At 62.8% G+C, this 23997-nt stretch carries 18 protein-coding genes, 1 tRNA gene and 2 pseudogenes; 15 read left to right on the top strand and 6 right to left on the bottom strand.

Features of this window, described 5'->3' with window-relative positions:
• Positions 1 to 20 precede the first annotated feature (20 nt).
• Positions 21 to 3404, bottom strand: coding sequence for a type I restriction-modification system endonuclease (gene hsdR, locus ACX40Y_RS09605; RefSeq protein WP_459119337.1), 3384 nt, complete (start codon positions 3402 to 3404; stop codon positions 21 to 23).
• A gap of 1018 nt (positions 3405 to 4422) precedes the next feature.
• Between hsdR and ACX40Y_RS09600 the strand changes: the two genes are divergently transcribed.
• The 7 genes and pseudogenes from ACX40Y_RS09600 to ACX40Y_RS09570 form a co-directional block, all read left to right on the top strand.
• The gene (locus ACX40Y_RS09600; protein WP_459119336.1) at positions 4423 to 5457 is read left to right on the top strand and encodes an FRG domain-containing protein; all 1035 of its coding nucleotides are present in this window, start codon (positions 4423 to 4425) and stop codon (positions 5455 to 5457) included.
• 447 nt (positions 5458 to 5904) lie between these two features.
• Positions 5905 to 6579 carry a hypothetical protein gene (locus ACX40Y_RS09595; protein WP_459119335.1) on the top strand — a complete coding sequence of 225 codons (675 nt, stop codon included), beginning with the start codon at positions 5905 to 5907 and terminating at the stop codon, positions 6577 to 6579.
• A gap of 54 nt (positions 6580 to 6633) precedes the next feature.
• Positions 6634 to 6972, top strand: coding sequence for a hypothetical protein (locus ACX40Y_RS09590; RefSeq protein WP_459119334.1), 339 nt, complete (start codon positions 6634 to 6636; stop codon positions 6970 to 6972).
• 24 nt (positions 6973 to 6996) lie between these two features.
• Complete coding sequence (locus ACX40Y_RS09585) at positions 6997 to 7245, top strand: hypothetical protein (RefSeq protein WP_459119333.1); 249 nt, start codon at positions 6997 to 6999, stop codon at positions 7243 to 7245.
• 52 nt (positions 7246 to 7297) lie between these two features.
• Positions 7298 to 8092: a hypothetical protein gene (locus tag ACX40Y_RS09580; protein ID WP_459119332.1), complete on the top strand. Its 795-nt coding sequence runs from the start codon at positions 7298 to 7300 to the stop codon at positions 8090 to 8092.
• A gap of 356 nt (positions 8093 to 8448) precedes the next feature.
• Complete coding sequence (locus ACX40Y_RS09575; RefSeq protein WP_459119331.1) at positions 8449 to 9312, top strand: hypothetical protein; 864 nt, start codon at positions 8449 to 8451, stop codon at positions 9310 to 9312.
• Between the two features lie 101 nt (positions 9313 to 9413).
• A pseudogene (locus ACX40Y_RS09570) lies at positions 9414 to 9698 on the top strand (JAB domain-containing protein); the annotation flags it as partial.
• 159 nt (positions 9699 to 9857) lie between these two features.
• On the opposite strand, the pseudogene tnpB reads toward ACX40Y_RS09570, so the two are convergent.
• The 4 genes and pseudogenes from tnpB to ACX40Y_RS09550 form a co-directional block, all read right to left on the bottom strand.
• Positions 9858 to 10154, bottom strand: a pseudogene (tnpB, locus tag ACX40Y_RS09565) (IS66 family insertion sequence element accessory protein TnpB); the annotation flags it as partial.
• Complete coding sequence (gene tnpA, locus ACX40Y_RS09560) at positions 10151 to 10525, bottom strand: IS66-like element accessory protein TnpA (RefSeq protein ID WP_459119330.1); 375 nt, start codon at positions 10523 to 10525, stop codon at positions 10151 to 10153. The gene tnpA and the pseudogene tnpB, both read right to left, overlap by 4 nt.
• A 413-nt stretch (positions 10526 to 10938) precedes the next feature.
• On the bottom strand, positions 10939 to 11211 hold the full coding sequence (locus ACX40Y_RS09555) for a hypothetical protein (RefSeq protein WP_459119329.1): 273 nt from the start codon (positions 11209 to 11211) through the stop codon (positions 10939 to 10941).
• Between the two features lie 422 nt (positions 11212 to 11633).
• Positions 11634 to 12470, bottom strand: a complete 837-nt coding sequence (locus ACX40Y_RS09550) for a hypothetical protein (RefSeq protein ID WP_459119328.1) — start codon at positions 12468 to 12470, stop codon at positions 11634 to 11636.
• Between ACX40Y_RS09550 and ACX40Y_RS09545 the strand changes: the two genes are divergently transcribed.
• Positions 12462 to 13001 carry a hypothetical protein gene (locus ACX40Y_RS09545; protein ID WP_459119327.1) on the top strand — a complete coding sequence of 180 codons (540 nt, stop codon included), beginning with the start codon at positions 12462 to 12464 and terminating at the stop codon, positions 12999 to 13001. The two genes, ACX40Y_RS09550 and ACX40Y_RS09545, sit on opposite strands and share 9 nt — an antisense overlap.
• The gene (locus ACX40Y_RS09540; RefSeq protein WP_459119326.1) at positions 12998 to 13375 is read left to right on the top strand and encodes a hypothetical protein; all 378 of its coding nucleotides are present in this window, start codon (positions 12998 to 13000) and stop codon (positions 13373 to 13375) included. Before ACX40Y_RS09545 ends, ACX40Y_RS09540 begins: the two co-directional genes overlap by 4 nt.
• Before the next feature lie 1164 nt (positions 13376 to 14539).
• On the opposite strand, the gene ACX40Y_RS09535 is transcribed toward ACX40Y_RS09540, so the two are convergent.
• Positions 14540 to 14615: transfer RNA gene (locus ACX40Y_RS09535), tRNA-Thr, on the bottom strand.
• A gap of 200 nt (positions 14616 to 14815) precedes the next feature.
• Between ACX40Y_RS09535 and ACX40Y_RS09530 the strand changes: the two genes are divergently transcribed.
• The 6 genes from ACX40Y_RS09530 (at position 14816) to ACX40Y_RS09505 (ending at position 23994) form a co-directional block, all read left to right on the top strand.
• Positions 14816 to 16084, top strand: a complete 1269-nt coding sequence (locus tag ACX40Y_RS09530; RefSeq protein ID WP_459119325.1) for a PAS domain-containing protein — start codon at positions 14816 to 14818, stop codon at positions 16082 to 16084.
• 78 nt (positions 16085 to 16162) lie between these two features.
• Entirely contained in the window at positions 16163 to 20785 is a 4623-nt protein-coding gene (locus tag ACX40Y_RS09525) for an NAD-glutamate dehydrogenase (RefSeq protein WP_459119324.1), read from the top strand.
• Between the two features lie 138 nt (positions 20786 to 20923).
• Positions 20924 to 21565, top strand: coding sequence for a PepSY-associated TM helix domain-containing protein (locus ACX40Y_RS09520; RefSeq protein WP_459119323.1), 642 nt, complete (start codon positions 20924 to 20926; stop codon positions 21563 to 21565).
• An 8-nt stretch (positions 21566 to 21573) separates the two neighbouring features.
• Complete coding sequence (locus tag ACX40Y_RS09515) at positions 21574 to 22104, top strand: DUF2271 domain-containing protein (RefSeq protein WP_459119322.1); 531 nt, start codon at positions 21574 to 21576, stop codon at positions 22102 to 22104.
• A gap of 19 nt (positions 22105 to 22123) precedes the next feature.
• Positions 22124 to 22999, top strand: a complete 876-nt coding sequence (locus tag ACX40Y_RS09510) for a DUF4198 domain-containing protein (protein ID WP_459119321.1) — start codon at positions 22124 to 22126, stop codon at positions 22997 to 22999.
• Between the two features lie 26 nt (positions 23000 to 23025).
• Positions 23026 to 23994: an FAD:protein FMN transferase gene (locus ACX40Y_RS09505; RefSeq protein ID WP_459119320.1), complete on the top strand. Its 969-nt coding sequence runs from the start codon at positions 23026 to 23028 to the stop codon at positions 23992 to 23994.
• Positions 23995 to 23997: the final 3 nt, after the last annotated feature.

The following is a 23997-nucleotide window of genomic DNA, read 5'->3' as shown; positions in this document are numbered from 1 at the left end:
GTCACTCCTAATGCGGCCGTTCAGGCGGCGGCGCCGCTATCCCAGATGGCGGCGTTCAGGTCCATCAGCACCTCGGCCAGCTTGTGGTCGAACTGCTGGTCGATCACCGGGAAGCCGCCATTCTGGGCGAACAGCGGATCGGCGAGCATCGCGGGATCGCCCACCGGCTGCTCCTTCAGCGCGCGGCCGATGCGCTGCAGCCAGCGGCGCTGCACCGGCGTCCAGTCGCGGCCGGCGAGGATCTTCTGCACGCCATTCTCCACCCGCACCGCATAAGGCACCAGCGGGTCGCCAAGCGCTGCCTGGCGGACGAAGCCGATGATGTGCGCGGCGATGTCGGCATTGCGGACGCGGCCATAGGCCTGGCGCAGGCTCGCCTCCGAATAGCCCTGGCCATCGAGCAGCACGGCGATTTCCTTGAGCTCGGCGCGGGTCAGATCGCGCGGGCGCTGGGTGGCGGCGATCAGCGCGGGCACGGCGTTCATGTTGTCGCGGACGAAGGCCTCGAAGCCCGAAATGTAATCGGCGGGCGAGGCCTTGTCGCCATAGTCATCCTCGACCGAGACGAGTTCGTCGTCATGCTCGGAGACGTAGATGCCGTCATTGTTCCGCCGCGTCGGCGTGTCGAGCACCGCGGCGAGCTTGGGATGCTGGCGGAACAGCGCGAGCGTGTCTGCCGGGGGCGCATCCTTCAGCCGGTTTGGCAGCGCCGGCAGGCTGCCCAGCACCTGCTCCAGCGCGGTGCGGCGGTCCTCGTCGAGCCGCTTGAGCGCGCCGCGCAGCTTCACCACGATCTGGTCGCGGACGATCGCCTGATCGGGCTCGGTCGGCGCGCGTTCGAGATCGCGAACCAGCTCGGCGAAGCTCAGCGCCGGATCGGTGACGACCGGGCGCATGTCGGTAAAGTCCTGGAGGTTGGCGTAGATTTCGACCGCGTCGAAGATGCGGAAATAGTCCTTGCCGATTTCGTCGCAGCGGCGCGTGGCGCGGCCGATCATCTGGTCGTAGAGGATGCGGCTGTTCACCCGCCGCACGAACACCAGGTTGGTGATTGCGGGCACGTCCACGCCGGTGGTGAGCAGGTCCACCGTCACGACATATTTGGGGCGGGGATCGTTCTTGAACTTCTTGATGTCGTCGAGCGGGCGATCGTTGCGGCCGGTGATCTTCATCACCAGGTCGTCGGGCTGCGGGCCATATTCCTCGCGCAACGCCTGCTTGAGCGCATCGACCAGCAGATTGGCGTGATCCTCGCGGGTCGCGAAGAGCAGCGTCTTGCCCGGCTGATCCGGCGGGCATTCAAGCGCGATCGCCTGGGCGACGGCGCGGTTGAACGCTTCGGTATAGACCTTCTTGTTGAACTCGGAGACTTCGAAATCGACCTGATCGGGCAAGTCGATCAGGTTTAGCTCGCCGGTCCGGGGATCATAGACCGAGACCTCGTCACCCTTGTCGAACACGATGCCGGTCTGGCTGAGCGCGGTGGTGATGCGGCGCGGCGGGCGATGGTCGATCAGATAGCCGTCGATCACCGCCTGGCGATAGCCATAGTGGAACACCGACGGGCCGAAGATTTCGCGCGTGTGCAGCGCCGGCGTGGCAGTGAGCGCGACGGTGGTGGCGTCGAAATAGTCGAGCACGCGGCGATAGACGGAGAGATAGTCGTCGAGCGTGCGGAAGCCGAGATCCTCCTCGCGCAGCTCGGCATCGAGCGTGTAGCCGCGATGCGCCTCGTCGACGATGATCAGGTCGTAGGTGCCGGGGGTCGGGCGTTCGCCGTCCTTGCTCTCGTCGAACAGGCGGCGGACCATCGCCTGAACGGTCGCGACCTGGACGCGCGTTGTCGCCTCAGGGAACTTGGCCTCCAGATCGGCGACGGGGAAGACCTGGTCGAACTTCAGGAAGCCGGCGGTGTCGGTCGTCGCCATCGCATCGAGCGTCTGGCGGCCAAGCGCGCTGCGATCGACGAGAAACAGGATACGGCGGAAGCGCTTGGCGCGCAGCAGCTCGTACATCAGCGCGATGGCAAGCCGGGTCTTGCCGGTGCCAGTCGCCATCGAGAGCAGGATCGCGCGCTGGCCGGCGGCGATCGCCTCGTTGACCGCAGTGATCGCCTGCTCCTGATAGGGGCGAAGGCCGGAGACACCGAGCTCGCGCTCGGCCACCTTGGCGAGCGGGTCGCCGATTTCCTGCTCGAGGCGCTCGACCAGATCCTGCGGCGAGAACCACTCGGCGATGGCGCGCGGCGCCTCGCCGGTGCGCGCATTCCAGAACCAGATGCCGGACTTGGTCGCCAGCTGCTTTACATAGGGGCGGCCGTTGGTGGCGAAGATGAAGGGAACGCGGTAGCGGGCGTCGCCGTCGATCCAGGGGCCACCTTGGGGCAGTGCGTCGGGGTCGAGGGTGATGTCGCGGGCATAGCGCTGAGCCTGGGGAAGATGGCCGGGCACGTCCTTCAGCCGACGCTTGGCCTCGATCACGCCGACGCAGCGGCCATCGACGAACAGGGCGTAATCGACATCCCCGCTCTTGGTCGGCCACTCGGCGATTGCCATGGCACGCCCATATTCGGGGCGCGCGCCTTTGCGGTAATCGAGGCGCACGCTGTCCGCTTCCCACCCCGCCGCGCGCAGCTGCTCGTCGACCAGGACGCGTGTGTCGCGCTCGTCGAGATCGATCGGCACCTTCGCGGCGGCAGCGGCCAGCACATCACGCTCCGCGGCAGGTTCGGCTTCGGCCGCCTGCTGCGTGGCCAGGACCGCCGTCTCCGCCGCCTTAGCCTTAGCTTCGGTCTCCCGCGCGAAGCGTTCCCAAAAGGCAGCCTCTTCCTCGCGCTTGCCGGCGAGCAACAACGCCTCCCGTCGGGCAGCCTCGGCATCGGCCGCAGCGAGACGCGCAGCCGCTTCCGCATGCTTGCTCTGGTCGGCGACCTTACGAAGCTCGGCAAGCTCCTTCAGTAAGTCCGCGCTCGGGTCTGCGGGCGGCGACGGTGGAATGAACGGTCCAGGGTCGAAGCCGGCCTGCTTGTTGTAGACCTTGTGATACCAAATCGCGAGTTCGCGGGCGATCTTCAGCCCCGCTAGCGCCTCGCGGGCAGAGCCGGCATTCTCATGTACCGCGGCATTGCCGGTGCGGCGGAGAAAGTGGAAGATATTGAGCGCTTCCTGCGGCAGCACCGAGCCTCGACGCAGCGCGGACAGCACGTCATCGAAGCTGGGCTTGCCCAGCGGGAGCAACGCATGTGCAGCCGCGATTTCCTTCGCCATCAGTTCTGCAAAGAGGCGGAGCTTGGCGAGAGAGGTAGGCGCATCATCGACGAAATACCGCTCAGCGAGTACGGCCAGACGCCAGAGGCGATCATCGGTCGCCGCAAGAAAGCTAAAGTTTGACGATCCCCCACTCACAAGGAGATCATAGGTCCACCGTCAAACTCTACAAGATGGAGCGCATGTTGCCGCTTCATATTGCGTCCACACGAGCCGCAGCGAGCTTGAGTGACAGGTTCCGAGCGAAACGCAAGCACTGCCCCGACGGAGGTAGCTCGCAGCGAGCTGGCGCATGCCGCCCAGCCCATTCAGATGGTCAGCCGAACGCTATTCGTTTGCACCCCGCACTTCCTTATCAATTAGAAACGAGCATCTCATAGAGTTGACGCTCGTCGATCTCCCGCACGAGGCATTGCTCTACCAGAACAGTAGCGGACGCGTTTCGTTACTGTCTGGAACAGACAACCAGTACCCGTTCAGCGCCAAATACTCCAGCATTGCGGCTGTGCCGGTTTGCTTGTTGCCATCCAGGTGGCCATGATTGCACGCGATCGCCATGCACAGCTTGATGCCGAGGGTAAGCACATCATCGGCCCCTCATACGTCCACAAATTGAACGGGCGGCCAATGCACTCTCTACAAGGCCTTCATCCTTGATCCCGGCCAAACCGCCTCGTAGCAAAATCTGGTAAGCGTGGATTGCCCTGGCATCTTCCAGTGCCAGCAACACAGGATCACCGACCAAGATATTTCAACGTGTTACGATACGCCTGATTGATAGCCTCGCGCAGTTTTTCACGGTTTACGTTTTCTGGAGGTCGAGCCGTGTGCTTCTCGTGCTCAACCTTCGGTATCTTGAGATCTGACATTCCAATTCCTGATGCTGTGAGGATCATCAATATCAACGCGGTAGCCAACAACACCCCCATAGGTCAACAAGCTACTGATAATGAGCAATATTTAGCATATAAGAGGCGATGGATGGCTAATGTAGCGCGGAACGCGCCTGATCGGCACCACCCGGGTGAATAGCACCGGGATTCACTAGGACCTCTGGCTGTCCGCTCGGCGCAATAGAACAACTCGAACAGGACTTTGCGAGCGTCCCGTAGCGGCGTGTTGAACGGCACGCGCGGCGAGAAGCCGACTCCGGCGCATGCCCGACCGGCACCGCGGAACAACGGAGATTGTGCCGCACCCCGACTGTCAGCTTTTGGATTTTCTTTCGGTTGAACGAAATACTGCTCCCCAATATGACCAGCCCCTTCAGGAGGAAGCGCGCTTGGAAATCGAACAGTTTCATGCACATTCGCCTATAGGGGGAACGAGAATGGAGATTATTGGCAGCCAGAAGATTTGGACGTTTACTGACAGCGCGGAGAGTACGACGGGATTGAGCACCAGCGCTATCCGCAAGGGCCGCGCTCACTTAGTACGCAACTACGTCGACCTCGCCACCAAGGTTGCGGAGCTGCAGTTCAGGAACCGTGATTATGTTCTCATGTTCCGGGGCCAGAGCGGTGATCACAAGAACAGGCTTGGCTACACTTCGCTGAAGCCGAGCCTGCTGCGCGCCTCAAGTTCGAGCCGTGTGCCAACAGAGACGGCACTAAACAAGCGCTTTGAGCGACTTGTGTATGCGGAAGCGGCACTGGTGAAGGAATACAAGGCTCGCGGGCTACTCGGTCGGGAGAGGCTCGAGCGTCAGCGCATCCTTCGCTGGGCTATGATTCAGCATTACGAGATTTGCCCTACCCCTCTTCTGGACGTGACACAGTCGCTACGGATCGCGGCATCCTTCGCGTCGCACCACGCGAACGGGGAGGCGTTTGTGTTTGTCCTAGGCATCCCCAACGTAAGCGGAGCAATCACCGCAAGTGCCGAGGCAGGAATCCAGACAGTCAGGCTCGCAAGTGTCTGTCCCCCGACTGCTGTTCGACCTCATGTGCAGGAGGGTTACCTTCTCGCTGAATATCCTGAATGCGCTACGGCGGAGCAGAAGGTGCTTTATTCTCACGCCGAAATGGATTTTGGCCGTCGGCTAATAGCCAAATTCCGGTTCGAACCAGAAAGCTTCTGGGAGAAAAGTGGGCACTTTCCGCTGGTTGGTGAAAGCGCACTATATCCGCGCTCATCAGTCGACGGAATGTGCGAACTGGCAGATGCGGTCCGATCATCTCTCCCAATCTAAATCCGTCCTCTCGACCGACATCTCCGACAAACGGCGGCTTTAAATATCAAATCCCAACCCGCTGAACGACCGGAAATTGGCGAGCATTGCTGCCGGCCGGGTTATGGGAATCTGGAACGGCGGGCTTCTGGGAGCAGCCCGTCCTCGATCCGCGCTGCCGCTGCATCATCCCGATCACGCATTTCGGCAACCCGGACGGCGACGAAGGCGCCAAGGCACGGACATGGTTCGCCGCTACGCGCTCGCCGCCCCTGATTGCCGCGCTTCGCGCTTAGCCCACTCCGCGGGCGCCGCGATTGCTTGCTATAGTCACGCCGATGCGAAGTCAGGCGGCCTGAAATCATTAACGAAGGCGGTTACCCTTCTGTAACTGATTGGTGAAAAGAGGAATCTTGCTCTTCGCGCCCCGTGCGCGAATGATACGTGTTCAACGGAGGGGAATTTACCATGATGGGGTTGGTGACGATCGTCTTTCTTGCGGCGGTCGTAGGGGTGATTAAGCCATACATACCGAATCTGACGCGCAAGCACTTCGGGATCGCGGCTGCGGTATCGTTCGTTCTTATGATGATCGTCGTTCCCAAGCCAGACTCGCCGAACGTCGCCGCAGCCTCTGAGAAGACAGAAAAGGTCGCTTCTACTCCGAACGCCAGTTCACCCTCCGGTGTGGCTGAGAAGGCCCCTGCTGAGCCTGCGGTCGAAAGCAAATGGTCCTACTCGGAGGACAAGGACGAGATGAGGGGGTCTACGACCAAATTCGCTTCAATCGAGAGCAACAACGAGATTGACCTGGATTTCCCTTATGGTGTGACCACTGGAACCTTGACGGTTAGGAAGAACCCCGAGAGCGGCCTGAACGTCATGTTCTCGGTCGAGAGTGGTCAGGTTCTTTGTAACGGCTTCACTGACACGTACATCTCGATGAAGTTCGATGACGGCCCCGTCCAGAAAATGAGCTGTACCGGCACGAGCGATGGCTCAAGTGAGACCGCGTTCTTCACCAACGAAGGGCGGGTACTTGCGGGGCTCAAAAAAGCCAAGCGCACCGTGGTTGAAGCCGAATTTTTCCAGAAGGGCCGTCAGCAATTTGTGTTCGACACTTCCGGTCTCCAGTGGAAGTAAGGTGACGACGGGCTCGCGTTGAGCCCGTCGCTTCCACTCAGATGGTGACTTGCTTTGAACTACGACGCGTTGAACGACTACATCCGAGCTTTGCGGACACGACGAGACCAGTGCTGGACAACGGACGAGGGCGAACGCGCTGCCCGATACGAACGCTATGCTGACGCCATCGACTTTCCCATGCGGCACGTTCGCTACGGCACGAAGCTCACGCAGCAAGAGGTAGAAGGCTACTATCGCGATCTTATTCGCATTTCGGCGCCTAGTGAAATCGAGGCGTTGGTGCCGCTCGGCCGATCGAATGCCGTTTACGCTGCTGTGATGAAGCTGGCGCGATCCATGGAGCGCATTTTAGCCGGCAAGCCCGCTCGCAAGCGGCTGGGCCTATTTTAATCGCCCCGGTGGGAGCCTCTGGTCATGAGCAACGCGCCGGACCTTCCGCACCTGAATAGGCACTTTGCTCATCATGGACCGTCAGGGGTCCTAACGGTCCGCATCGATCGACAGGCTTTCACGCACGACGGCTTGGTCATGCTCAGCGGCGTGTGCGTCGAGGGATCGGAAACCTACGAGACCGGCTACATCAAGGATTGCCGAGGCGAGCAGATTTCCGTGTTTGTCACCGAGAGCCAGTACATGCGGCTATCGAACGCGCCCCTACCATAAGCAAGACTGGCGACATGGTTGACCATCGGAGCGAAGGTCGAAATGATGCGACATGGCATCGATAACTGATCCGGCGAGAGAGCTTGGCGAGATCGCTGAGCGACTGACTAAAAGCTCCAACAACGCAGGAGACAAATACCTTGCCTCTCAGTTCGGCGTGGAGCCATGGTCGACGGACTTCTTCAAGATAATAGCATGTATTTGCGAACGCATTGATGCTGTGTCTAAGATCGTTGGCGAATCCGGTCTTGACGACGACCACCGGGCCAAGGCGCTGGACCACCTCGCCAACTTCAAGAGTGGTTTCACCGGAGATTCGCTTCGGAAAGCGTGGAACGAGGCCGGTATAGGCCTGACAGCGATGAAGGACCACGGCAGCCCCATCCAGTTCCTCTCTCAGACTGTTCGGCCGATCGTCAGCTATCCTAGACTTAGCGACGACGAGGTCGAAGAACTAATCACTCTGATCGACACATACCTAGCTGAGCTAAATAAATCCGACGAAGGACCTCCATTCGTTCGACAGGCAATATTCGACGGCATGACCGTGTTCAAGTTTCAGCTGGAGAAGATTGGTTGGATGGGTACTGGTTACGCTCTCGCGGCGTTCCGGGAGGTCGTGTTTGTCTACGAAGCATACCACCGAACCTACACGGGCGATGGCAACCCAGATGCCGAGGCATTTTTCAAGGGATTCGTCAAAATCCTGCGAACGTTCCAATCCAAGGTAGATGAAGCGAAGGGCTGGAAGGACACTGCTGAGACCGTAATAGACGCATACAAGCTCACCAGCTCGTGGGTTGCGCCCGTACTGCTCACGCATCAATTCCTCCTGCCCAGCTCGTAAGGCGGAGAGGCTCGATGGCGAAAAACGATTATCGCTGCGACGTTTGCGGCGAGTTCGCTCCGGCCCATGACCCAAATTGCTTCTTTGGCATGAATGGGCGCCGAAGAGCAGCCGCAACGGGAGCCGAAAAGCGAAAATCCGCCAATTCGAAGCGCGGATAGCTCAACCCTGCTGCTGGGAAACAGATCCTTCTCGGCTCACCGGCAAAGACTCGCCAATTCCAATGACCTCTCGCGCCATGTGCGCGATCATGAAGGCTTACCCGCGAGAACTCGATGACGGGGTCTTTAGCGTACCGAGTAACATCGCTTGAACGACTTACTGCCCTACGGCAACATCTACCCGCGGGGGATGCTATGATCGAAGAAGCGCACGACGACGAAGAGCCGATCTGGAACCTGGATGACGATGCCCAGCTGCGAAGAGCATTCGAGCGCCATCCTCTCATCAAGGAAAGAAGCTACGGCAGTCTGCTCAGGGCAGTAGCCGACGAGGCCAAGAAGTCGGATCAGGGAGACCGCTACTGGCGCTTCAATCAAGGCGCTGAAGTCGTTGAGACAATCCTGCGGGCCGTGAATGAGGACGGTTGGAAGCTACTTGATGAAGAGGAGCGCGGTTCGAAGAAGGGCTTCTGGTACCACAAGCAACACATTAGGCTCGCTGGCAAAAGGCGGCTTGAGCCATACATTATTGCTCAGGACACGCAGGAAGCTGCTGCTACCTATCTTCGCCTCCCCTATCGCGTTCCCGCACTAGACCGCCTTTTGTTGGACATGCTGATCGCTAGCGAGATGTTCGGCTTCGCGGATGAGGTTCAGCCAATCCTCAAGAGGAAGCTCCCCCTGATTCTGGGCTGGCTGCTCAACAATGTCGTGAGCGTCGCTGCCGGTCTTGCCATCGCCGCGTTCGTGCTCTGGATTGGCAATGACAACACGATCATGAATTGGATTGGCGGCATCATCCTCGTCCTCACCCTGTTGGGCACCGCATGGTCGCTGATTGCTTTCCCGTTCTTCTACCCCAAACTCAGGGCACAGCATAAAAAGGTCGAGAACGCGATCTCAGGAATGCGGGGTGCTTACGTCACGCTCGGCGGCACTCCTGCGTCCACCAAGCACATCGACGAAATGCTCGCGAAGGCAACTGACAAGGGAGCCGTTTGGCCGTCCCAACTGATTGTTCTTATGGAAGACATTAGGGCGCGGACGACGACAATCTGAGCCCGTGGGCTCACTGGTGGAAAATGAAGTCAGAAAGGCGTGAGCCTGAAATCCGCAAGAAACTGCGATTTCTGCCGGTTAGCATAACCTGTTTTCGGGCAAACACGCGCAACATGCTGATCCGCGACGATCTGACGACCGAAGGCTCGATCGACGAGGCGCCGGTGCATGTGCGTGAGGTGATCCGCCGCGCGATCGATTTCGGCTCGGCCTTGCTGATCCTCGTCCACAACCACCCTTCGGGCGATCCCTCCCCCAGCCGCGCCGATATCGAGATCACGCGCACCATCGCCGATGTCGGCAAGCGGCTCGGCATCGTCGTCCACGATCACGTCGTAATCGACCGCGAAGGCCATGTCAGCCTCCGCGCGCGCGGCCTGATCTGACGGACGCCGAGGGGCTCAGCCCTCCTCCCGGAAACTCTCGCCCCAGATCGTGTAGATGAAGGTCGCCGACCAGGTGATCAGCATGAAGCCGCTGAGCGACAGCGTCATCACCAGCAGCCGGATCGCGCCATGCGCCTTCAGCTGGGTGTAGCCGAGCGTGCCCTCCAACAGCGTCGACAATTGCGCCGGCGTCAGCACCACCGTGCCGGTCGCCGTCATCGGCCAGGCGAAGCGGCCCCGGTCGAGGCGCTTCGAAAACAGGCAAAGGCCTTGCCCGTCGAACCACAACAGCTTGACCAGATGCCCGCCCTTGCCGCGGAACGCGAACAGCGCGCCAGAATGCGGGTTTTGCGCCAGCACCTGCTGCACCAGCACCGCCAGGCCGTCGAAGCTCTTGCGCATGTCGGTCACGCCGCACGCCAGATATACCCGCGTCGGCAACGGCGCCGGGCTCACCGCAGCACCGACAACACCCCTGCCAGCGCATCTGCATCCACCCCGCCGTCGACACTGATCCGAACACCGCCGGGCAACGCGATATCGATGCGCCCCGGCGGACACGGCATCGGCGGCGGGGCCGACACCACCGGCTCGGTGAGCCGAACCTCGGCGAACACCGGCAGCGGACGCGCAGCCCCGGCCAGCCTGCCTTCGCGCAGTTGCTTGCGCCACGTATAGATCAGGCTGCTCGACAACTCGCGCCGGGCGATCACATCGCAGACCCTGGCTCCAGGCCGGAACGCCTCGGCCAGGATCTCCAGCTTCTCCGCGTCCGACCATCGCCGCCGCCCAGACACACGGCCAACTATTTCCATGCGACCAGTCATATGAGTGCTCGTATGACTGGTCGTAGAACACGAACTTCCTGCACCACCACCGCCCTCGTCAAAGGCGGCAAGCATCCCGCCTATCGACGATACCGCAAGGCGGCCTGCAGACCGCGCTTACTCGTCACGCCCTGACCCGCGAAGCGCTTCAAGAACTCCGCGGGTCATGGTCTCGGCGTTTTGGGTGACGAGGCCAGGCAACGGGTTCATGGAAGCACGCGCTAAGCGTCAACAAACGACCAACAACCGTCAACCACGCGCATCCGAGCGCGCGCTTGATTGACGAAGTCAACGAGCAGCCTTTTCACAACATCGCAGAAACCCGACGCGTGCGGCACTCGCCGTGTAGGGCAGAACGCAACATAGGCTCTCGCTTCGTTCTCGAGGCGCCGCACGACGATCGTATTGGGTTGCTACTCGCGTTCATCCTCCACCGGGCGAATGTGCCAGCCTGCCATTTCGTCGTATGTTGCGATCCCTTCGATCTCCCATGACAAAGCGTCACGAAGATGATCCCGCTCCTGGCCCGACTTTGAGCCGATCGTAACCCTATCCAGCACGAAACTACTTGTCGGCAGATCGTTAGCCATTTGCCAGGTGATGAAGTAGCCTGCTGCCTGATGAACTCCGGGAGCAAAGACGTATTTGCGCAGCCCGCCTTCGAACTCGATAGAAAAAAGCATCATGGTTTGATCTCGCTAGTGATGACGAGACGACCATGCATTTTGCTGAGCACGAATGCGGGTGGGAAATCAGGGGCTCGCAATCAACCACAACGCCGATTTGAGGCAGCCTACCGTCTATGATTGTGTTTCGCGCAAATCGCCTAGGATGGTTCGGCAATGCCCAAGAGTTATATCTCTCGCGAGGATCAAATGATGTGCCCCGCTCTTGCTAGAGCAGGTGACAGCCGAGTGTCTTTCGGGCACGACCTTCCAATGCTGACGGATACCGTCAACATAGCGGAGAAGGATACCTAAAGGTTCCTCGGCGGCCTCGAGCCATGCGACAGCCCGCCGTCCCTTTGCGGTGCTCAAGGAGAGCAGCCACGTTGCGGGTAGCGTCACTTGGCCTGACCCAAGCTCTGCCTTTCTATGTCCATGTGGCACTAGGATGTCAGGTCGTCTAGCGCTGGAAGGGATAATACCACATAGCGATCCGAATGAAAATCCGCTGAAAGAATGTATTCGTGGCCAGGGCGGTGCATTTCCTTGGTCACATATCTCGCCCAGCCGGCGTCTCGCGCCAGCTTGATCTCGCTGGTGCCCGAACCTCTGGTCACACGTCGCCAGATGGGTGCCAGCTCGGCCAGTTGCTCCTCGGTGATCGAACGCCCTCCCCAGTAGCGACGGGCGAAGTTCGCGACGACGTGAAGATGCAAATTTGACTCTAGATGCTCAGGGAACGCGATGGCCTCAAAGCGCTCACAGGTGTGCAACCTTTCGACACGCCTCCTGCCAAGCATCATCCGATCAACATCGCGGCAAAAAATGCCGAACAATTTCCTAGCCGTCCGCAGGCTGCAGTCGACGCGGTTGAAGTTCAGCGTCAGGGCGTGAGTGAAGCGCGAATCTGAGAGCCAATTGATCATATCTTCCCGAGTGAGCAGGGGGTTTGACTGGCGCTTCGCCGGTGATGGCTTGCGTAGGGATGGCTTAGGAATCGGAGCCGATGTGGAATCGATCGAGGGGCATCGGCGGGTTCCCGGCGACGACGAACTGAGGGCATCCAGGCCCAGAAGGTTAAGCGACATTCGAGCTCCATTAACGGCAACATTGCCGTTATTCCCTATTGCAATGCACGCCGAGTCCTGCAAGATGCAAACAGCAACATTGTCGTAGGTGAGGTCGTGGAGCTTTCGTTTAAACAGGTCGAGTCCGTGTTCGTGCAGCGCTTTGGAATTGCCGAAGCGCACGCGTCGGCGTTTCGCGGCCGCTTGCAGCATCTTCAGCGCGCGGGAGTGCCGAGCCAGGTAAACACAGGCAAGGGCACGCGCGCCAGCTACGGCTGGCGCCAAATGGTCGAACTCACTGTCGCGCTCGATTTCATCGACCTCGGTTTGCGCCCGGAGGTGGTGACTGCCACAATTCGCGCGAACACCGAAAAGCTGCTGGGATCACTTAATCGCATTCTCTCAAATCTCGGCAGCGAGAAGGCTTGCTCGAAAGCGATCGTAAAGGGCAGATGCCCATACAAATGCACCGAAGTCGTCGTAACTGCAGCAGGTCTACTCACCATGTCTCAAGGCGAGAGCGGAAATGATAGTTATCTTCTTACGATCTCTGCATCAGACTTCAAAGCGCATGTCGACCAAGATCCCGGTGTTCATCCCATTGAGGCCCAGTTCGATTTTGGCAGCCGCATGATGTCGATCGCCCAGCTAATCGGAAGAGAGGCTTTTCCTGGCCCCCTGGAAACAGCGAGTGACCTATGGGCTTGGTCTAACGATTGGGCGCACAAAGAGCTCGAACCTTGACGCTCTCCCTTCCGTGCAGCGATCTCGCAGATCGGCTTCGACGAGCTGCGAGAAACGGCACGCGCCTGCATCTGGACGTACAACATATCCGCGTTCTGATGTCCGAACCCATCTACAGCGCCATTTCCATGGCCGAGTTAAAGGAACTAAACGCACAGTGCCAGCAGGACGACGCACCTCCAACCGCAGCGGCCACGCCCGTCATCAACTCGGCCCCTTCTGGCTGTGGTATCGCTCAGACCGCGACGATTGGAACATCTGCTGGTATCAAGGCGGAGATGCAGCAGGCCGCGGACGTCGGACATGCCGCAAGTCGACTGGCGTCGGAGGCGGCACTCCAGATCAGCCGCCGGAAGAAGCGAGCAACGCGCTAGCCGACCATTACCTTGCGTCGCAGAAGCCAATGCAGGCGCCAATTGATCAGATCTACGTTGAGAAGCTTATGGCTGATTGGTTGCTCCAGCACGCGCAGCCGAAGCTAGCGGATCCGGTGCGCTACGCAAATGGTGTCGTTCACTGGCAAACGTTCTTCGCCCTAGAGCAGAAGGAGGGGCGCCTATTCGGCGCCCCGACCGTGGCCGACATCACCACAGCTTTAGTCGAGCGCTTCCACGCTTGGCGTGCTGGACACGGGGTTAGCCCTGCAACGATCTCCCGCGATACCGCTGCGCTTCGCCAGCCCCTGAACTGGGGCTGGAAGCGCAACATGATCGCTTCAGCACCATTTGTTCCTGACGTGCGCCAGAAAAGCGAACCGCGTGATCTTGTCTACACGGTCGAGCAGGTCGCAGCACTACTGGAAGCCGCCTGGGCCTGCGAGCAACGCCATCACATCCACATGTTTGTCATGATCATGCTTAGCACCAACGCGCGCGTGGAGGCCGTTCTCGAATTAAATAAGGACGTGCAAGTTCGTGACGGACTCATCTACTTCAATGCGCCTGGCCGTCAGCAAACCAAAAAGCGTAGGTCAATCGTTCCAATCTGCCCTACCCTCGCGCCTTGGCTGGAGATTCATCGTGGACGCGCTATCCAGTGGCGGAAGCCTCAGCCAGATACGGTTAGCGGAGAGACAGCTTTTCATCTGGTTCCGGTCGACAGCATTAAAACCGCATTCGCCAAGACCCTGATCGATGCCGGCATATGCAAGCAGGCCGTAGATTCCGCTGGCAACGACCTGTGGCTGCCACCGCGCCGCAAGCTAGGCGAGACGGCGCCGCGGCCCAAGCTCATCGGAATTGGCTCGCCGAACACGCTCCGACATACGGCCAGCACCGAGATGCACCGCCGGGGTGTGCCTGAAGCGCAGATCGAGACGGCGGCGGGTCACCGAGGCACCGGCACGAATCAGAGACATTACCGCCACATACGCCCCGAATATCTCAGCGACTTTATTGAAGGGGTTGAGTCATTCTGGGCCGACGTCGGGCGCTACACAGACGCTCACCTGCGATACCGGCGCGATACCAAAATCGTTGATCTCGCGGCTGCCAAACGAGCGTCGCGAGACAAAACATTGAAAAATCAATCACTTAAAATGGTGCCGCTTACAGGACTCGAACCTGTGACCCCCGCATTACGAATGCGATGCTCTACCAGCTGAGCTAAAGCGGCACACCGTGCAGCCGGGCGCTGGCTTGCCCGGAGGACGGCGCGCTTACCAGCACCCGTTCGCGCTGGCAAGCACCCGTCGCGCTTCCGGCAGGAAAAACTCGGCACGGCCCGCACCGGCGCCTTTACGCGGCGTTTACCACGGAGCGTGCACAGAAGGCCGATATGGCTTTCCCGGGCCTGGCCCCCATTGGAGCACCCGCATGAATATGGCTCGTGGCATCAATCCCGCCTTCGATCCCGATCCGTCGTCGGAACCGGGTGACGAGGGTATCGAGCGCCCCTTTGACGTCGGCAGCGACGAACGGCGCATGCATGTGCGCGCCTATAATCACTGGGTGTCGCTGCTGCGGGGACGCGCCTATCCCTCGATCGAAGACCTTGATCCGGCGAACATCGCCGATTTCGGCCCGCACGGCGTGCTGCTCGATTTTCGCGCGGGCGTTGAGGATCCGGCGATCCGTTATCTCGGCCATGCGCTGCGCGAGGAATGCGGCGTCGACGAATCGATTACCCATGTCGATCAGGTGCCGCGCCGTTCGCTGCTGTCACGCCTGACCGATCATTATCTTCAGATCATTGCCAACCGTGCGCCGATCGGCTTCGAGGCGGAGTTCGTCGGCCAGCGCGGGTTCAACACGATGTATCGCGGCATCCTGATGCCCTTTTCGTCCGACGAGGACACCATCGACTTCATCTATGGCGTGATCAACTGGAAGGAACTGGTCGACGCCGACACCCAGGCACAGCTGGACGCGGCGATCGAGCAGTCGCGACGGCTCGCCCCGCATGCGCTGATCGCCCAGTCGGTCTGGGCGGACGGGCCGAGCGCCGGCTATGACGCGCCTGCCGCTGCCGATCTGCCGCGCACCGCGCTGCACTCGGCGCTGGCCGACCAGCTGATGCTGGCGCGCGAATCGGCGGCGGCGGCGCGGGCTTCCGATCTTCGTGGGCGTGCTGCATTGTATCGCGCGCTCGACCGCGCCTATGATTTCGCGATCGCCGCCGAACAAGATGATGAAAATTATGCGGAATTGCTCGCGGAGGCGGGCCTGGTTCGGCAGGCGCGCGCGCCGATGACGCCAATCGTCAAGCTCGTCTTCGGCGCCGATTACGACAAGACGCGCGTCACCGAATTCGCCGCCGTCCTCACCCATGCCAAGCGGATCGCCGTGCCGCAGGGCGGCCTAGACGCGTTCCTGGAGATCACGCCGGGCGGGATCAAGGGTGTCGTCCGCGCCGAGCGCGAACTGCGCCGCGGCACCGCGCGGTCGAACAAGCCCGCGGTCCTGGCGCGCGCCGCGGAGGCGCTGCGCAACCGGCCGGCGATCGCGCATGTGGCAATCGATTCGGACGGCGACGAGTTCGTGCTGCTGCTGGCACGCACCGGCGATCAGGGCCTCGACATCGTCGCGAGGATCGACGGCGATCCGGCAATGACCGAACGGGCGCTGCGCCGCGCCGGCGCGTGAGACGAACCGCCGTCTTGCGCCCTTCCTCCCGGTTTTTCCAGACTTGAGGAGCCATCGCGGCGGGCGCATAGCGCCTATATGAAGATCATGGAAAAAACGATCATGCAGGCCTTTGAAGATCGGATCTTCGAAGGCGCCCTGCCCGGAGAGCTGGAAGGACTGGACGAAGGCGAGCGCACCGATGTGGCGCGCTTTGTCGCGGAGACGGCGGCGGAACGGCCGCCGCAGACCGTCCGGCTCAATCTCGAAACCTATCACGACGAGTCGAGCCGCAAGATGCGGCTCGCCGTGATCAACGACGACATGCCGTTCCTCGTCGATTCGATCGCGGGCGCCATCGCGTCGTTCGATCTCGGCATCTTCCGCATCATCCATCCGATCCTGCCGGTCGAACGCGACGCGCAGGGGCGCGTGGCCGATGTCGGCGAGAAGGCGAAGGACGCGCGGCCCGAATCGATGATCTACATCGAGATGGAGCGCGCCGACGCACGCACCCGCCGCGGGCTGGCGAGCGAGATCGAACGGGTGCTGGAGCATGTGCGCGACGTCGTCTCCGACTGGCGACCGCTGCAACAGGCGATGGGGCTGGATGCGGCTCGCGTGCCATCGCGCGAGGGCGAGGCGCTGATGCGCTGGTTCGCCGACGACGCGATGACGCTGCTCGGCCACGAGAAGTGGAACGTCGCCGGCGAGAGCACCGATCAGCTGGGCCTTGCCCGCTACACCCATGAAGTGCCGTTGCTCGCCGACGCGTCGCGCAAGCTGGCGATCGACTATTTCGAAATGGGCGGCGAAACGCCGCTGCTGCTGAAATCCAATGCAACATCGACGGTGCACCGGCGCGTGCCGCTCGACATCGTCGTAACCCCGTTGATGACCGGCAACGACGTGACCGGCCTGTCGATCCATTATGGCCTGTGGACCAGCCAGGCGCTCAACACCCCGCCGGCGATGGTGCCGATGCTGCGCAACCGGCTGGAAATGCTCGAATCGAAATTCGGTTTCGATCCAGCGGGCCATACCGGCAAGGCGATGACGCATGCGCTGACCGGCCTGCCGCATGATCTGACCACCTCGTTCGACCTCGAGGCGCTGGAAAGCCTGGTGCTTACCGCGATGTCGGTGGCCGATCGCCCGCGTTCGAAGCTGGTGCTGGTGCGCAGCACGCTGGGCCGTCATCTTTTCGCCTTTGTCTGGCTGCCGCGCGAACAGGTCGCCGCCGGCCACCGCGAGACGATCGGCAACATGCTGGTCGAGGCTGCGCATGCGAAGATGATCAACTGGTCGATCGCGCTGGAAGACGGCGTGCTGGCGCAGCTGCGCTACACGCTCGATCTGCGTGGCGACACGATGATGCCGGACGAGGCCGCACTCGACGCCCGCGTCGCGCGGATGGTGCGCGGCTGGGCCCCGGCGGTCGAGGCGTGCCTTACCGAAGTCGCCGGCAGCGGCGCCGCCCGCCTGTCGCTGCGCCTCGCCAATGCGTTCCCGGACGTCTATCGCCTGACCCACACGCCCGAGGAAGCCGCGCACGACATGGTGCGGATCGGCGGGCTGGAGGACGATCACGCCCGATCGGTGCGGATCACGCCGGTGCCGAACGAAGCGGGCAAATATCGCATCAAGCTCTATCGCCTGGGCGGCGCGCTGGCGCTGTCCGACGCGGTGCCCGCGTTCGAGAATTTCGGTTTCCGCGTGCTGGAGGAAGTGCCGACCGAACTGACCAATGGCGCCTTCATCCATGATTTCGAGGTCGAGCAGGCGTCGCACAGCGACATGCTCGATCGCAATCCGACGGTCGTCGAAGACGCGATCGCCGCCGTGCTGGAAGGCCGGGCGGAAAACGACCTGTTCAATCGCCTGATCGTCGAGGCGGGGCTCACGCCGTCGGCGGTGGTGCTGCTGCGCGCCTGGTTCCGCTACCTGCGACAGGCAGGCATGCATTACGGGCTGGCGACGGTGGTGGATGCGCTGCGACGCGCGCCGCGGGTCGCGATGGCGCTGGTCGAGCGGTTCGAGGCGGCGCACAATCCCGCGCGCGGTGGCGATGCCGATGCGATCGATGCCGCCGCCAAGGCGATCGACGCGGGGCTGGTGCAGGTGAATGCGATCGACGACGATCGCATCCTGCGCCTGTTCAAGGGCGTGGTGCTCGCCACGCTGCGCACCAACGCCTATGCGCCGGCCGGCGAGGAAGCGCTGGCGTTCAAGCTCGATTCCGCGAAGGTGCCGGGGCTGCCCGCCCCGCTGCCCTGGCGCGAGATCTGGGTCTATAGTCCGCGCATCGAGGGCATTCATCTGCGCGCCGGGCCGGTCGCGCGCGGCGGCCTGCGCTGGTCCGATCGGCGTGACGACTTCCGCACCGAAATCCTGGGGCTGATGAAGGCGCAGCGCGTGAAGAACGCGGTGATCGTGCCGACGGGCGCCAAGGGCGGCTTCTATCCGAAGCAACTCCCCTCGCCCGCCGTCGATCGCGACGCCTGGCTGGCCGAGGGCACCGAAAGCTACCGCATCTTCATCCGCGCGCTGCTGTCGATCACCGACAATATCGTCGCGGGTGAGGTGGTGCACCCGGAGGGCGTGACCGTGCTGGACGGCGACGATCCCTATTTCGTCGTTGCTGCCGACAAGGGCACCGCCACCTTCTCGGACGTCGCCAACAAGATCGCCACCGATCGCAATTTCTGGCTGGGCGATGCCTTCGCCTCCGGAGGAAGCGTGGGGTACGACCACAAGGCGATGGGCATCACCGCCAAGGGCGCCTGGGTGTCGGTGCGCCGCCACTTCCTCGAAATGGGCACCGATATCCAGTCCGAGCCGGTGACCGTGGCGGGCGTGGGCGACATGTCGGGCGACGTGTTCGGCAACGGCATGCTCCTGTCCAAGGCGATCAAGCTGGTCGCCGCGTTCGACCATCGCCACATCTTCCTCGATCCGAACCCGGACCCCGCAAAAAGCTGGGAAGAGCGCGCCCGCATGTTCGCGCTGCCGCGTTCGAGCTGGGCGGACTATAACCCCGAGCTCATTTCCGAGGGCGGCGGCGTGTTCGCGCGCACCGAAAAGTCGATCCCGCTCAGCCCGCAGATCAAGGCGCTGCTCGATCTCGACGTCGACAGCATCGATCCGAACAGCCTGATGATCGCGATCCTCAAGGCGCGCGTCGGCTTGCTCTGGTTCGGCGGCATCGGCACCTATCTGAAGGCGGCGAGCGAGAGCAACGGCGAGGTGGGCGATCCCGCCAACGACCGCATCCGCATCAATGCCGAACAGGTTCGTGCGCAGGTGGTGGGCGAAGGCGCCAATCTGGGCGTTACCCAGGCGGCGCGCATCGCGTTCGCGCGGAACGGCGGCCGCATCAACACCGACTTCATCGACAATTCGGCCGGCGTCGACTGTTCGGACAATGAGGTCAACATCAAGATCGCGCTCAACCGCGAGATGATCGAGGGCCGGCTGGCCTATGAGGACCGCAACGCGCTCCTCGCCTCGATGACCGACGATGTCGCGCATCTGGTGCTGGAGGACAATCGTCTCCAGACGCTGGCGCTGTCCTTCATGGAGAATGACGGCGCGCTCGATCTGCCCAGCTATGTGCGGGTGATCGAGATCCTCGAATCCGAGGGGCGGCTCGATCGCAATGTCGAAGGGCTCGGCTCGAACGAGGATCTGCTGCGACGCGCACAGGAAGGCCGCGGCCTCACCCGGCCCGAACTGGCGGTGCTGCTCGCTTCCGCCAAGCTGGCGCTGCAGGACGCGGTGGAGCGCGGCGATCTGGGCCATGATCCTGCGCTGGTCCACGATCTTCACACCGCCTTCCCCAAGGCGATGCAGGATCGCTTCGCCACCGCCATCGACGAGCATCGGCTGCGCGGCGAAATCGTCGCGACCAAGCTCGCCAATCGCATCGTCAACCGGCTCGGCGTGCTGCACCCGTTCGAACTGGCGGAGGAAGAAGGCGCGGCGATGCGCGACATTGCCGCGATGTTCGTCGTCGCCGAACAGCTGCTCAGCCTCCCCGCGCTATGGGAAGCGGTGGAAACCGCCGAGATCAGCGAAACCGCGCGCATCGCATTGCTCGACGAACTGGCGCTGGCGGTGCGCGGGCACATCGCCGATCTGCTGCGCGTCACCCCGCCCGGCGCCAGCCCGGCCGAGGTGATCGAGCGGCTGAAGCCCGGCATCGAAGCGCTTGGCCGCGAGGCCAAGGGACTGATGCTGGCCGAAGTGCGCGCGCAGGCCGATCGCCTTTGCGAGCGCCTGACCAATGCCGGCGCCCCGCGCGAGCTGGTCGACCGCGTGGTCCGCGTGTTCGAACTGGACGGCGGCATCGGCCTGGCCGATCTGGGCCAGCGCCGCGGCATCGACGAGCTGGTACTCACCCGGGCCTTCACTTCGCTTGGCCAGGCGCTGGGGCTCGACTGGGCACAATCGACGGCGTCGCGGATCACCACCGGCGACGTTTGGGAACGCCTGCTGATCGCCGGCCTCGCCCGTGATTTCCAGCAGTTGCGGCTCGAGTTCCTGGCCCGGATCGACGGACAGGACCCGCAGGCGGCGGTGGCGGCATGGCTGGAAAGCCACCGTGCCCGTGTCGACCAGTTCGCCGCCCTTGTCCGCCGTGCCCGGCAGACGCCCACGCCGAATGCGGCGATGCTGGCCCAGATCGCCGGCCAGACGCGGGTGTTGCTCGGCCGCGAATGATCGCGCCCGCCCTGTTTGCGACCCGCCGGTGGCAGGTTGCGGACAGGGCGGCTGCATTTGAAGGATTACGTTGCAAGTGCGAATCGTTCGCGTTATCCACGCGGCGATTCACTCTGTCTGCGGAACCGCGCGATCCCGATGCACGCCCCCTCGCCACCGCTGAGCCGAAAGCGGAGCCGCAAGAGCTTCTGGCTCAAGCAGCTCCATACCTGGCACTGGATGAGCTCAGCCATCAGCCTGATCGGCCTGCTGCTGTTCGCGATAACCGGCTTCACGCTCAACCACGCCGCCGATATCGAAGGCAGCCCGACCAGCATCGAGCGCGCCGCCCAGCTGCCCGCGTCGCTCCAGCCGATGGTTCGCCCCGACGACGCGCCGGACACCAAGAAGCCGCTGCCGCCGGCCGTCGCCTCCTGGCTTGGCACGGCGCTCGACATGCCGGCCACGGGCGTGGCCGAATGGTCGGCCGACGAAATCTATCTGCCGCTGCCCCGGCCGGGCGGCGATGGCTGGATCGCGATCGAGCGCGAAAGCGGCAAGGTGACGAGCGAGGTCACGTCGCGCGGCTGGATCGCCTATCTCAACGATCTTCATAAAGGCCGCAATTCGGGCAGCACGTGGAAATGGTTCATCGACGTGTTCGCCTTTGCCTGCCTGGTCTTCACGCTCACCGGACTGGTGCTGCTGTGGATGCACGCCCGCCATCGCAAGAGCACCTGGCCGCTGGTGGGTGCCGGGCTCGCCATTCCCGCGCTGATCGCGCTGTTTCTGATCCATTGAGGGGCATCATGAGCATATCTTTCCGCCTTACCGGGCTGACCACCGCCGCGCTGGGCGTCGGCACGCTGCTTCCCGCCACGGCCGGCGCGCAGACCGTCGACCTGTCAGTCGAGCTGCCGCGCATGAAGGTGGCCGAATATCACCGCCCCTATGTCGCCATCTGGCTGGAAAAGGAGGGCAGCGCCCCCCGCACGCTTTCGGTCTGGTATGATGTCGACAAGCGCGGCGGCGAAGGCACCAAATGGCTGCGCGACGTGCGCCAGTGGTGGCGCGCGGCGGGGCGGACGATGCAGTTTCCGGCGGACGGCGTCAGCGGTGCGACACGCGCGCCGGGCGTACAGAAGCTTCGCCTGTCCGGCGGCAAGGGCGCGATGCCCGTGCTGACGCCGGGCAACTACACGCTGGTTGTCGAGGCCGCACGCGAAGTGGGCGGGCGCGAGGTGGTCCGCCTGCCGTTCAGCTGGAACGGCAAGACCGCCACGGCCAGCACCAAGGGCACGAGCGAACTCGGGGCCGTCGCACTGACGATCACGCGCTGATTCAACGGGAGGGATCAACATGAATTTCCGCAAGCCGCTTATCGCCGTCGCGGCCGTCGCCGCGCTCGCCGGCCCGGCCGCACTCGCCCATCGGATGTGGCTGCTGCCGTCGTCCACGGTGGTTTCGGGCACCGACAACTGGATCACGGTCGACGCCGCCGTCTCAAATGACCTGTTCTTTTTCGATCACCGCCCGCTGCCCGCCATCCCGACGGTGACGCAGCCGGACGGCACCGAAGGCAAGGTGGAAAACCACGCGGTCGGCCAGTTCCGCGCCACGTTCGATGTGCACCTGACGCAGCAGGGCACCTATCGCATCGCCGTGGTCAATGACGGCGTGTTCGGCCGATACACGCTGAACGGCGAGACCAAGATGATTCCGCGCGGCACGACCAAGGACAAGCTGGCGTCGGTGATCCCGGCCGGGGCGACCGACGTCGTCACGTCCGAAGCCCTGATGCGCAACGAGATCTTCGTCACGCAGGGCGCCCCGACCGACACCGTGTTCAAGCCCAGCGGCCGCGGCATCGAACTGGTGCCGGTGAAGCATCCCAACGATCTGGTCGCCGGCGAGGCCGCGACCTTCCAGTTTCTGCTCGACGGCAAGCCTGCGCCGAACCTCTACGTCACGGCGATCCCCGGCGGCATCCGCTATCGGGATGCGCTGAAGCAGATGGACCTGCGGACCGATGCGCAGGGCAAGGTGACGATCACCTGGCCCGAACCCGGCATGTACTGGGTGAACGTCACGCCCAATGCGCCGCGCGGCGAAGCCGAAGGCGCAGGGCAAGGCCCCGGCGGTCCTGGCGGCGCCCGCCAGCCGGGCCAGGGTCCGGCCGGGCCGCAGCCCCGCCGGGTGAGCTACACGACCACGCTCGAAGTGCTCGCCCCCTGAGCGAACAAGCCCGCATCGCCATTCCGATGACGCTGACGCCGGCGGCCTTTCGTCGCCGGCGTTTCGGCGCGCCTGTGGCGGCGCTGGGCGGCGAAACGATGGGCACCAGCTGGCGGCTGCTCGCCGTCGATCCACCGCCGGAAGCCGAATGCGAAGTGCTGGCGGTTTTTGATCGGATCATCGCCGAGTTCAGCCACTATGCACGCGATTCGCGGATCGGCCGGTTCAACGACAGCGTCGTCGCCCGGTGGCAGCCGCTCTCGGCAGAGGCGCTGCATGTGCTCGACGCCGCGCGCGCGGTGGCGGCACGCAGCGATGGCGGGTTCGATCCGGCGATCGGCCTGCTCGTCGACTTGTGGGGCTTTGGTCCGGCAGGGCCGCGCATCGACCTGCCGGCGCCTTGTGCCGTTGCCGAAGCGCTCGCCGTATCGGGCCTTCGCCATATCGAGATCGATGCCGCTGCCCTGCGCTTCCGCCGGCTGGCGCCGGCGCGTCTCGACCTGTCCGGCATCGCCAAGGGGCATGCGGTCGACGCCGTGGCCGATCGGCTGCGCGCGATCGGCATCGGGGACTTTCTGATCGAGATCGGCGGCGAGTTTCGCGGCGAGGGCATCAAGCCCGATGGTCAGCCCTGGTGGGTCGAGCTCGAGCGAATCGAGGGCGCCGCCACGCCGCCACTACGGGTGGCGCTGCACGGGCTGTCGGTCGCCACCTCGGGCGATTATCGGCGCTTCTTTGAACATGACGGCCGCCGCTATGCCCATAGTGTCGATCCGCGTACCGGGCGCCCGATCGACAATGAGGTCGCATCGGTCAGCGTGCTCCATGCCAGCGCCATGTACGCCGATGCCTGGGCCACGGCGCTGACGGTGCTGGGGGAGCAGGACGGCATGGCGCTTGCCGAACGCGAGCGACTGGCGGTGCAGATGGTGGTTCGCGACGGCGGCGGCTTTCGCGAGCAGCTGTCACCCGCGCTGATCGCGATGCTGGACTGAGCC

It is taken from the genome of Sphingomonas sp. RS6 (assembly GCF_054489705.1).
Note: the sequence above shows the minus strand (reverse complement) of the source record. Positions and strands in the feature narration are given on the sequence as shown.

Bases quoted from the DNA above. Each gene is read 5' to 3' on its own strand.
- ACX40Y_RS09600 (WP_459119336.1), top strand. From the start codon at position 4,423: ATGCCCGACCGGCACCGCGGAACAACGGAGATTGTGCCGCACCCCGAC.
- ACX40Y_RS09595 (WP_459119335.1), top strand. From the start codon at position 5,905: ATGATGGGGTTGGTGACGATCGTCTTTCTTGCGGCGGTCGTAGGGGTG.
- ACX40Y_RS09585 (WP_459119333.1), top strand. From the start codon at position 6,997: ATGAGCAACGCGCCGGACCTTCCGCACCTGAATAGGCACTTTGCTCAT.
- ACX40Y_RS09580 (WP_459119332.1), top strand. From the start codon at position 7,298: ATGGCATCGATAACTGATCCGGCGAGAGAGCTTGGCGAGATCGCTGAG.
- ACX40Y_RS09575 (WP_459119331.1), top strand. From the start codon at position 8,449: ATGATCGAAGAAGCGCACGACGACGAAGAGCCGATCTGGAACCTGGAT.
- tnpA (WP_459119330.1), bottom strand. From the start codon at position 10,525: ATGACTGGTCGCATGGAAATAGTTGGCCGTGTGTCTGGGCGGCGGCGA.
- ACX40Y_RS09555 (WP_459119329.1), bottom strand. From the start codon at position 11,211: ATGATGCTTTTTTCTATCGAGTTCGAAGGCGGGCTGCGCAAATACGTC.
- ACX40Y_RS09550 (WP_459119328.1), bottom strand. From the start codon at position 12,470: ATGCTGCAAGCGGCCGCGAAACGCCGACGCGTGCGCTTCGGCAATTCC.
- ACX40Y_RS09530 (WP_459119325.1), top strand. From the start codon at position 14,816: ATGAATATGGCTCGTGGCATCAATCCCGCCTTCGATCCCGATCCGTCG.
- ACX40Y_RS09525 (WP_459119324.1), top strand. From the start codon at position 16,163: ATGAAGATCATGGAAAAAACGATCATGCAGGCCTTTGAAGATCGGATC.
- ACX40Y_RS09520 (WP_459119323.1), top strand. From the start codon at position 20,924: ATGCACGCCCCCTCGCCACCGCTGAGCCGAAAGCGGAGCCGCAAGAGC.
- ACX40Y_RS09515 (WP_459119322.1), top strand. From the start codon at position 21,574: ATGAGCATATCTTTCCGCCTTACCGGGCTGACCACCGCCGCGCTGGGC.
- ACX40Y_RS09510 (WP_459119321.1), top strand. From the start codon at position 22,124: ATGAATTTCCGCAAGCCGCTTATCGCCGTCGCGGCCGTCGCCGCGCTC.
- ACX40Y_RS09505 (WP_459119320.1), top strand. From the start codon at position 23,026: ATGACGCTGACGCCGGCGGCCTTTCGTCGCCGGCGTTTCGGCGCGCCT.